Below are 8,275 nucleotides of genomic sequence, written 5' to 3'. Positions count from 1 at the left end.
CCAGACCCCGATTATCGGTTCATGCGCATAAGGCGAAGGTCAGCGCTGCGCGCGGCCCCGACGGCCGACGTTCCGGACAGGCCCATTCAAGGGGTCCGGGGGCAAGCCCCCGGCCGCCGGAGGCCCCTTCCTGCCCCTTACGGCCGCGCCGTAAACCCCGCAGCCCGCTCGAGCGCCAGGCCGGCATTCAGCACGGTCTGTTCGTCCAGCGGGCGGCCGATCAGCTGGAGGCCGAGCGGGAGGCCGTCCGCCGAGAGGCCGGCGGGGACGGACATGGCGGGGAGGCCGGCGAGGGATGAGGGGACGGTGAAGACGTCGTTGAGGTACATGGCCAGCGGGTCGGCCTTGGCGCCGAAGGCGAAGGCGGCCGACGGGGCGGTGGGGGTGAGCAGCAGGTCGCAGCGTTCGAAGGCCTGGGTGAAGTCCCGGGCGATCAGGGTGCGGACCTTCTGGGCCTGGGTGTAATAGGCGTCGTAATAGCCGGCGGAGAGGACGTAGGTGCCGATCATGATGCGGCGCTTGACCTCGCGGCCGAAGCCGGCGGCGCGGGTGGCTTCGTAAAGGTCGTTGAGGCTGCCGCCTTCGGGGGCGACGCGCAGGCCGTAGCGGACGCCGTCGTAGCGGGCGAGGTTGGACGAGGCTTCGGCCGGGGCGATGATGTAATAGGCCGGCAGGGCATAGCGGGTATGGGGCAGGTCGACGTCGATGACGGTGGCGCCAGCGTCCTTCAGCCATTCGAGGCCCTGGTCCCAGAGGCGGGCGATGCTGTCATCGAGGCCGTCGATCCGATAGTCGCGGGGGATGCCGATGGTGCGGCCGCGCAGGTCCGGGCTGAGGTCGGCGGCGAAGGCGGGAACGGGGAGATCGAGGGAGGTGGTGTCCTTCGGATCATGGCCGCACATGGTTTCGAGCAGCAGCGCGCAGTCTTCGACCGAGCGGGCCATGGGGCCGGCCTGATCGAGCGAGGAGGCAAAGGCGATGATGCCCCACCGCGAGCAGCGGCCATAGGTGGGCTTGATGCCGGTGATGCCGGTGAAGGCGGCGGGCTGGCGGATCGAGCCGCCGGTATCGGTGCCCGTGGCGCCGGCCACGAGGCGGGCGGCGACCGCCGCGGCGGAGCCACCCGAGGAGCCGCCGGGAACGAGCTCGGCATCCGAGCCGCTGGCCTTCCAGGGCGAGATGACGCGGCCGGCGGCGCTGGTCTCGTTGGAGGAGCCCATGGCGAATTCGTCGAGGTTGAGCTTGCCGAGCATGACCGCGCCGGCATCGAGCAGCTTGCCGGAGACGGTGGATTCGTACGGCGGGATGAAGCCCTTGAGGATGCGGCTGGCGGCGGTGGTCTGGACGCCCTTGGTGCAGAACAGATCCTTGATGCCGAGCGGGATGCCGGCGAGCGGGCCGGCGGTGCCGTCGGCGAGCGCCTGGTCGGCGGCGGCGGCGGCGGCATGGGCGATGGCCGGGGTCTCGACGGTAAAGGCGTTGAGGTGGCGGGCGGCGTCCATGGCAGCGAGATGGGCGTCGGCGAGTTCGCGCGCAGAGAAATCGCGCGCGGCGAGTCCGGCCCTCATCTGGGTGATGGTCTGGTCGGTGAGGTTGGTCATTCGATCACCTTGGGAACGGCGAAGAAGCCGGCGCGGGCATCCGGGGCGTTGGCGAGCACCGCCTCGCGGACGCCGCCATCGGTGATCTCGTCCTCGCGCCAGACATGGGGCTTGGGGCTGACGGCGGCCATCGGCGGGATGCCGGCGGTGTCGACTTCGGACAGTTGCTCGACGAAGCCGAGGATGGCGGAGAGCTCGGTGGCGAGCGGCGCAACCTCGTCTTCCGCAAGGCCGAGGCGGGCCAGCCGTGCGATCTTGCGTACCGTTGCTTCGTCTACCGCCATGGCATTCTCCTGTTGCGTCCACGCGCTAGCAGGCCGGGGGCCGCGGCTCAACCGTGCGCGGCGAGCAGGCCGCCCATGTCGATGCGGGCCTTGAGCCGCGCGCCAAGCAGGAACAGGCCGCCGAGCTTGCGCTGCAGGAACAGCGTGTCAGCGGGGGGAACATGCCAGAGGCTGCGGTCGGCAGCCAGCGCCAGCCCGTCGTCGCGCAGCGAGGCGGCGATCTCGGTCTGGACGAAATCGAACAGGGCCGGGCCGCGCATCGGGGCCATGGCGGTCTCGAACAGCGCCATGATGCGCTGCTGGTGATCGGGCGCGGTGTCGGACGAGAACAGGCCGATGGCGATGGCAGCGTGGCGGGCGGACTCGGTGTCGGCGGCGAGGCCGGCGCGAAGCAGGGCGCGGTAATCGGCGGCCAGCGCCTCGGGGATGGCGCGGGTGGCGCCGAAATCGAGCAGGACGAGGCGGCCGCTGCGATCATCATAGCGGTAGTTGGCGAAATTGGGGTCGGTCTGCATCAGCCGGAACTCGAACAGCTCGCGCAGGACCAGCGCCATCAGCCGGGTCATCGTCTCATCGCGCAAGGCCTGGGGCGCATCAGCCAGCGATTCGACCGGTCGGCCGGGGAGGAAGTCCATCGCCAGCACGTCGGCGCCGGAGAGATCGGGGTGATGGGCGGGGACAAGGAAATCGGGCGAGTCGGCCAGCAGCGCGCCGAAGCGGGCCAGGCATTCGGCCTCGCGGGCATAATCGGCCTCCTCATGGAGCTGGCGGCGGGCCTCCGCCAGCAGCGGCGCCACATCGAGGCTGGCAGGGATCAGGCCGGACAGCTTGAGCAGGGTAGCGACATTGCCGACGTCGCTGTCGATGCTCTCGCGGACGCCGGGGTACTGGACCTTGATGGCGAGATCCCGGCCGTCCCTGGTGCGCGCGCGATGGACCTGGCCGATCGAGGCAGCCGCCAAGGGGCGAACATCGAAATGCTCGAAGCGGGACAGCCAGGTCTTGCCCCAGGCGCGGTCGAGCACCTGCTTCAGCTGGCGCGGCGGCATGAACTGGGCATCGGCACGCAGCCGGGCCATGATCTGCGACAGCTCGGGCGGCAGGAAATCGCCGGTGTCCATCGAGATCAGCTGGCCCATCTTCATCGCCGCACCGCGCAGGCGGGACAGCTCCTCGGTGATCCGCAGCGCATTGGCCGGGGTCAGCAACAGACCGGCCGCCGTCGGCCGCTCGCCACTCGCCAGCTGACGGACACCGGCAACCGCGGCGCGGCCGGCAATGCCGCCGGCCATGCCGCCGAACCGGGCGAGCCGGGCAAAACGGCCGGAGGGGACGGCGCGGCCCTTGTCGTTGGTTGTCATCAGGTGGGCCTAGCGCATCCATTGGCGACGGGCTGCGTGGGGGACTGACGCAGGCGCCTCCGGCGGCCGCGGCCTCAGGCCCCGGACCCCGGGAGATGAGTCTTCAGCGCGGTGAGCAGCGGGGTAAGGATGGTGGAGGGGCCGAGGTTCGTCGGCGTCGCGGTGCGGATGGCGGAGAGCAAGCGGAGTTCGTCCGCAGTCAGCGCCGGGTGGCAGGCATGGCCGAGCACGAGACGGCGCGGGCAATGCAGCGCCAGCGCATGAACCAGGCAGCGCAGCAACATCGACAGCTCCTGGCCACGCGCGCCAAAATGGCGAAGCAGCGCCGCCTCGACCGCCGGACAACGCTGGAGGCCCGAGGTGAGCGCAAGGCGGCGGACGCACCAGACCAGCAGCCGAGAGTCGGTATCGGGAGGGCCGGGGGGTCCGGCAGACAGGTCTCCTGCAAACATTCGGCAAGCCCTTTCAGATCGGTCGGGCCATGCTGATCCATTTGCGATTAATTCGCAACAGCAAAAATGTCATGAGGGTGCGGGGGCCTCTGGCCGTAGCAGAAGGGGCCTCCGGCGGCTGGGGCCGCAGGCCCCAGACCCCAAATATTGGGTTGATCCCGCAGGACCTTCTGTCGTTGCCTTGCGGAGGCCGGATCATCGGGGTCTGGGGCCTGCGGCCCCAGCCGTCGGAGGCACCTTCTCTTACCGCCGAAGGCCCCTTGCCCTACCGGCCCGCCGAAGCCCGCCGAAGCCGATCGTTGATGGCACGCCCCAGCCCCTCGTTCGGCACCGGGGCGATGGCGATACGCGGCCGGTCGCTGGCTTCGGCCAGATGCAGCGCCGCGTAGAGCGCGGCGGCGGCCTCGGCGAGGTTGCCGGCGGGGGACAGGCTGGTGTCGCCCGGAACGGGGCCGAAGCCGATCATATACTCGTCCGGCGCGGGCGTTATGGCGTTCAGGCGCAGCGGCTGGCGGGGCGCGTAATGGCTTTCCATCATGCCCGGCGCGACGATTGCGGAAGGGGCGCCGGCGAGCGGGCCGATGATCGCCTCGATAGCAGCAGCGGCGAGCGCGCCGGGGCGGAGCAGGCGCGGCGTGGTGCCGGTGGCGACAATCGTCGATTCGAGCCCGGCGGTGCAGGGGCCGCCATCGACGACGAGGGGCGTAGCGGCGCCGAGGCTGGCGCGGACATGGGCGGCGGTGGTCGGCGAGACATGGCCCGAGCGGTTGGCCGAGGGGGCGGCGAGCGGGCCGGCGGCGGCGATCAGCGCCTGCATCAGCGGGTGATCGGGAGCGCGGACGGCGATGGTCGGCTGCCCGCCGGTGACGGCAGCGGCGAGCGCGGCGTCGGGGCGGACCGGGAGCACCAAGGTCAGCGGGCCGGGCCAGAAGGCGGCGGCGAGCGCCCGGGCCGGGGCATCGAAGACGGCCAGCGTTTCGGCTTGGGCGAGGCCGATGACATGGACGATCAGCGGGTTGGTGGCGGGGCGGCCCTTGGCGGCATAGATGGCGGCGACGGCGGCGGCGCTGTCGGCACGGCCGGCGAGGCCATAGACGGTCTCGGTCGGCACGGCCACTATGCCGCCGGCGCGCAGCGCGGCGGCGGCGTCTGCCAACGCCTGCGCGACATCCTTCCCGGTTTGGCCTTGGTTCATGGCTCGTCTATAGCGTGGGAAACCCCGAACCCAAGAGTTTGCCCATGCCCTATATCGCCCCGCTGGCCGAACAGCGCTTCGTCCTCGATTCGATTGCCGACCTGCCGGGGCTGGCGGCCTTGCCGCAATATGCCAATGCCGAGCCGGACATGGTGACGGCGATCCTCGACGAGGCGGCTAAGCTGGCGCAGAATGAATTCGCGCCGCTGAACCGGGTCGGCGACACGACGCCGACTGTGCTGGCCGACGGGGTGGTGACGATGCCGCCGGGCTTTGCTGCCGCCTATGCCAAATATGTCGAGGGCGGCTGGGCCGGGCTCGGCGTCCCAGAGGCGCATGGCGGGCAGGGCCTGCCGTTCGTGCTGGCCACTGCCGTGCAGGAGCAGCTCACCAGCGCCAACATGGCCTTTGCGCTGTGCCTGATGCTGAGCCAGGGGGCGATCGAGGCGCTGGCGGCGCATGGCAGCGCAGCGCAGCAGCAGGAATATCTGTCCAAGCTGGTGACCGGCGAATGGACGGGCACAATGAACCTGACCGAGCCGCAGGCGGGATCGGACGTCGGCGCGCTGAGCACGCGCGCCGTGCCGCAGGGCGATGGCAGCTACCGGCTGAAGGGCACCAAGATCTACATCACCTGGGGCGAGCATGACGTCGCCGAGAATATCGTCCATCTGGTGCTCGCGCGGCTGCCCGACGCGCCGCCGGGAACCAGGGGGATCAGCCTGTTCATCGTCCCGAAATTCCTCGCCGACGGGACGCGGAACGACGTCCGCTGCGTCGGGCTGGAGCACAAGCTCGGCATCCATGCCTCGCCGACCTGCACGATGAGCTTCGGCGACCATGACGCCTGCGTCGGCTGGCTGGTCGGCGCCGAGGGCGCCGGGATGCGGGCGATGTTCACGATGATGAACAATGCGCGCGTCCAGGTGGGGCTGCAGGGTGTGGCGGTGGCCGAGGCGGCGACCCAGCATGCGCTCGACTATGCGCGCACCCGCGTCCAGTCGGCGCGCTTCGGCCATGGCGGCAAGCCGGTGCGGATCATCGAGCATGCCGATGTCCGCCGCACGCTGATGACCTGCCGGGCGTTGACCCAGGCCTGCCGGGCGCTGGTCTATCTGAACGCCGCCGCCGTCGACCGGGCGCACGCCGGCGACGCCGAGGGCGCCGGGCTGGCCGATCTGCTGACGCCGATCTCCAAGGCCTTTGCCACCGATACCGGCGTCGAGGTGGCGAGCCTGGCGCTGCAGGTATTCGGCGGCATGGGCTTTGTCGAGGAGACCGGCGCGGCGCAGTTCCTCCGCGATGCGCGGATCGCACCGATCTATGAGGGCACCAACGGCATCCAGGCGCTCGATCTGGTCGGCCGCAAACTGGGTATGGACGGCGGCGAACATTGGAAGACCCTGCTCGGCGACATCCGCGTGACGACGCAGGAGCTGGCGGCGCACAGCGAGCTCAACCGGCTGGCACCGTGGCTGGAGGATGCGGTGGCCGCCGCCGAGGCGACCAGCCACTGGCTGGCCGGCGCCAACGACCCCGACGACAAGGCCGCCGGCGCCACGCCCTATCTGCGGCTGATGGGGCTGACCATCGGCGGCTGGCTGCTGGCCCGGCAGGCGCAGACGGCGCATGCGATGCTGGTCCAGGGCGAGGGCGACTCGGTGTTCCTGAAGGCGAAGATCGCCACCGCGCGCTTCTATGCCGAGCATCTGCTGCCGCAGGCCGCCGCCCTGTCCGCGCCGGTGATGCGCGGTGCGGGGCTGCTCTATGCGGTGTCCGAGGAGGCGCTGGCCAGCTGAAGCCGGGCCAATCGGGCCTTTCCCGCAGGCAGGGCAGCGGCTAAAGCCCGGTCATGCATATCCACGCGCGGTTTCTCGACATAATCCAGGCCCAGCTCGCCGGCATGATCGCCGATGGCGACCTGCCGGCGGGGCTCGACACGCGCGCGGTGACGATCGAGCCGCCGCGCGACCCGTCGCATGGCGACCTCGCCACCAATGCGGCGATGGTGCTGACCAAGGCGGCGAAGAAGCCGCCGCGCGAGATCGCGACACTGTTGGCGCAGCGGCTGGCGCGGCTGGCCGAGGTGGAGACCGCCGAAGTGGCCGGGCCGGGCTTCCTCAACTTGCGGCTGGTCGATAGTGTCTGGCATGAGGAGCTGGCGCGCATCCATGCCGAGGGTGCCGGCTATGGCCGCGGCGCGGCGCAGCCGGACAGCCGGATCTGCATCGAATATGTCTCCACCAACCCGACCGGACCGGTGCATGTCGGCCATTGCCGGGGCGCGGTGGTGGGCGATGCGCTGGCCGGGCTGCTGGCCTTCGCCGGCCACCAGGTGACGCGCGAATATTATATCAACGATGCCGGCGGGCAGGTCGATGTGCTCGCCCGCTCGGTGCACCTGCGCTACCGCGAGGCGCTCGGCGAGAGCGTGACGATCCCCGACGGCTTCTATCCGGGCGACTATCTGATTGCCGTCGGCGAGGCGCTGGCGGCCGAGCATGGCGATGCGTTCGTCGGCGCGCCCGAAGCCGAGTGGCTGGCGCTGTTCCGGACCTATGCAGTCGCCCGGATGATGGCGCGGATCCGCGAGGATCTGGCGACGCTGGCCGTGCACCATGATGTGTTCTTCTCCGAAGCCTCGCTCGGGCCGCGCGTGCAGGAGGCGCTCGAGGTGCTCGATGCGCGCGGGCTGATCCATGAAGGCGTGCTCGAACGGCCGAAGGGCACCAGCGGCGACGATTGGGAGCCACGCCCGCAGACCTTGTTCGCCTCGACGCAGTTCGGCGACGACAGCGACCGGGCCATGAAGAAGTCCGATGGCAGCTGGACCTATTTTGCCGGCGACGTCGCCTATCATTATGACAAGCTGCGGCGCGGCTATACGGCGCTGGTCAATGTCTTCGGCGCCGACCATGCCGGCTATGTGAAGCGGATGACGGCGGCGGTCAGTGCGCTGTCCGAGGGCAAGGTGCCCCTCGACATCAAGGTGGTGCAGCTGGTCAAGCTGCTGCGCAACGGCGAGCCGTTCAAAATGTCCAAGCGCGCCGGCAATTTCGTGACGCTGCGCGACATCGTCGACGAGGTCGGCAAGGATGTGGTGCGGTTCATCATGCTGACCAAGCGGCCGGAATCGCCGCTGGAGTTCGATTTCGCCAAGGCGGTCGAGCAGAGCCGCGAAAACCCGGTCTTCTATGTGCAATATGCCCATGCGCGGATCGCCTCGCTGGGCCGCAAGGTGGTGGAGGCCGGGGTGGCGCTGCCGGCCGCCGATCCGGCACTGCTCAACAATGACGAGATGCTGGCGCTGAAGCTGGCGGCGAGCTGGCCCCGGCTGGTGGAGCAGGCGGCGGAAGCGCGCGAGCCGCACCGGATCGCCTTC

At 70.1% G+C, this 8,275-nt stretch carries 7 protein-coding genes; 2 read left to right on the top strand and 5 right to left on the bottom strand.

Features of this window, described 5'->3' with window-relative positions; all coding sequences use genetic code 11:
• Positions 1-137 precede the first annotated feature (137 nt).
• The 5 genes from gatA to ACTIFJ_RS11940 all read right to left on the bottom strand — a co-directional run bounded on the left by gatA (position 138) and on the right by ACTIFJ_RS11940 (position 4,893).
• On the bottom strand, positions 138-1,601 hold the full coding sequence (gatA, locus tag ACTIFJ_RS11960; RefSeq protein ID WP_439534335.1) for an Asp-tRNA(Asn)/Glu-tRNA(Gln) amidotransferase subunit GatA: 1,464 nt from the start codon (positions 1,599-1,601) through the stop codon (positions 138-140).
• Complete coding sequence (gatC, locus tag ACTIFJ_RS11955; RefSeq protein WP_439534334.1) at positions 1,598-1,885, bottom strand: Asp-tRNA(Asn)/Glu-tRNA(Gln) amidotransferase subunit GatC; 288 nt, start codon at positions 1,883-1,885, stop codon at positions 1,598-1,600. Before gatC ends, gatA begins: the two co-directional genes overlap by 4 nt.
• Before the next feature lie 47 nt (positions 1,886-1,932).
• Complete coding sequence (locus ACTIFJ_RS11950) at positions 1,933-3,246, bottom strand: ABC1 kinase family protein (RefSeq protein ID WP_439534333.1); 1,314 nt, start codon at positions 3,244-3,246, stop codon at positions 1,933-1,935.
• 74 nt (positions 3,247-3,320) lie between these two features.
• Positions 3,321-3,698: a hypothetical protein gene (locus ACTIFJ_RS11945; protein WP_439534332.1), complete on the bottom strand. Its 378-nt coding sequence runs from the start codon at positions 3,696-3,698 to the stop codon at positions 3,321-3,323.
• Positions 3,699-3,963: 265 nt separating this feature from the next.
• On the bottom strand, positions 3,964-4,893 hold the full coding sequence (locus ACTIFJ_RS11940; protein ID WP_439534331.1) for an L-threonylcarbamoyladenylate synthase: 930 nt from the start codon (positions 4,891-4,893) through the stop codon (positions 3,964-3,966).
• Positions 4,894-4,937: 44 nt separating this feature from the next.
• Between ACTIFJ_RS11940 and ACTIFJ_RS11935 the strand changes: the two genes are divergently transcribed.
• Both ACTIFJ_RS11935 and argS read left to right on the top strand, forming a co-directional pair.
• The gene (locus tag ACTIFJ_RS11935) at positions 4,938-6,692 is read left to right on the top strand and encodes an acyl-CoA dehydrogenase (RefSeq protein ID WP_439534330.1); all 1,755 of its coding nucleotides are present in this window, start codon (positions 4,938-4,940) and stop codon (positions 6,690-6,692) included.
• A 53-nt stretch (positions 6,693-6,745) separates the two neighbouring features.
• Positions 6,746-8,275: arginine--tRNA ligase (gene argS, locus ACTIFJ_RS11930; protein WP_439534329.1), on the top strand; the 1,530-nt coding region annotated here is incomplete at its 3' end.

Origin of the sequence: Polymorphobacter sp. (assembly GCF_051860865.1) — a bacterium.
GTDB lineage: Bacteria > Pseudomonadota > Alphaproteobacteria > Sphingomonadales > Sphingomonadaceae > Sandarakinorhabdus.
The sequence above is the reverse complement of the archived record's forward strand: the minus strand, read 5'-3'. Positions and strand labels throughout refer to the sequence as shown.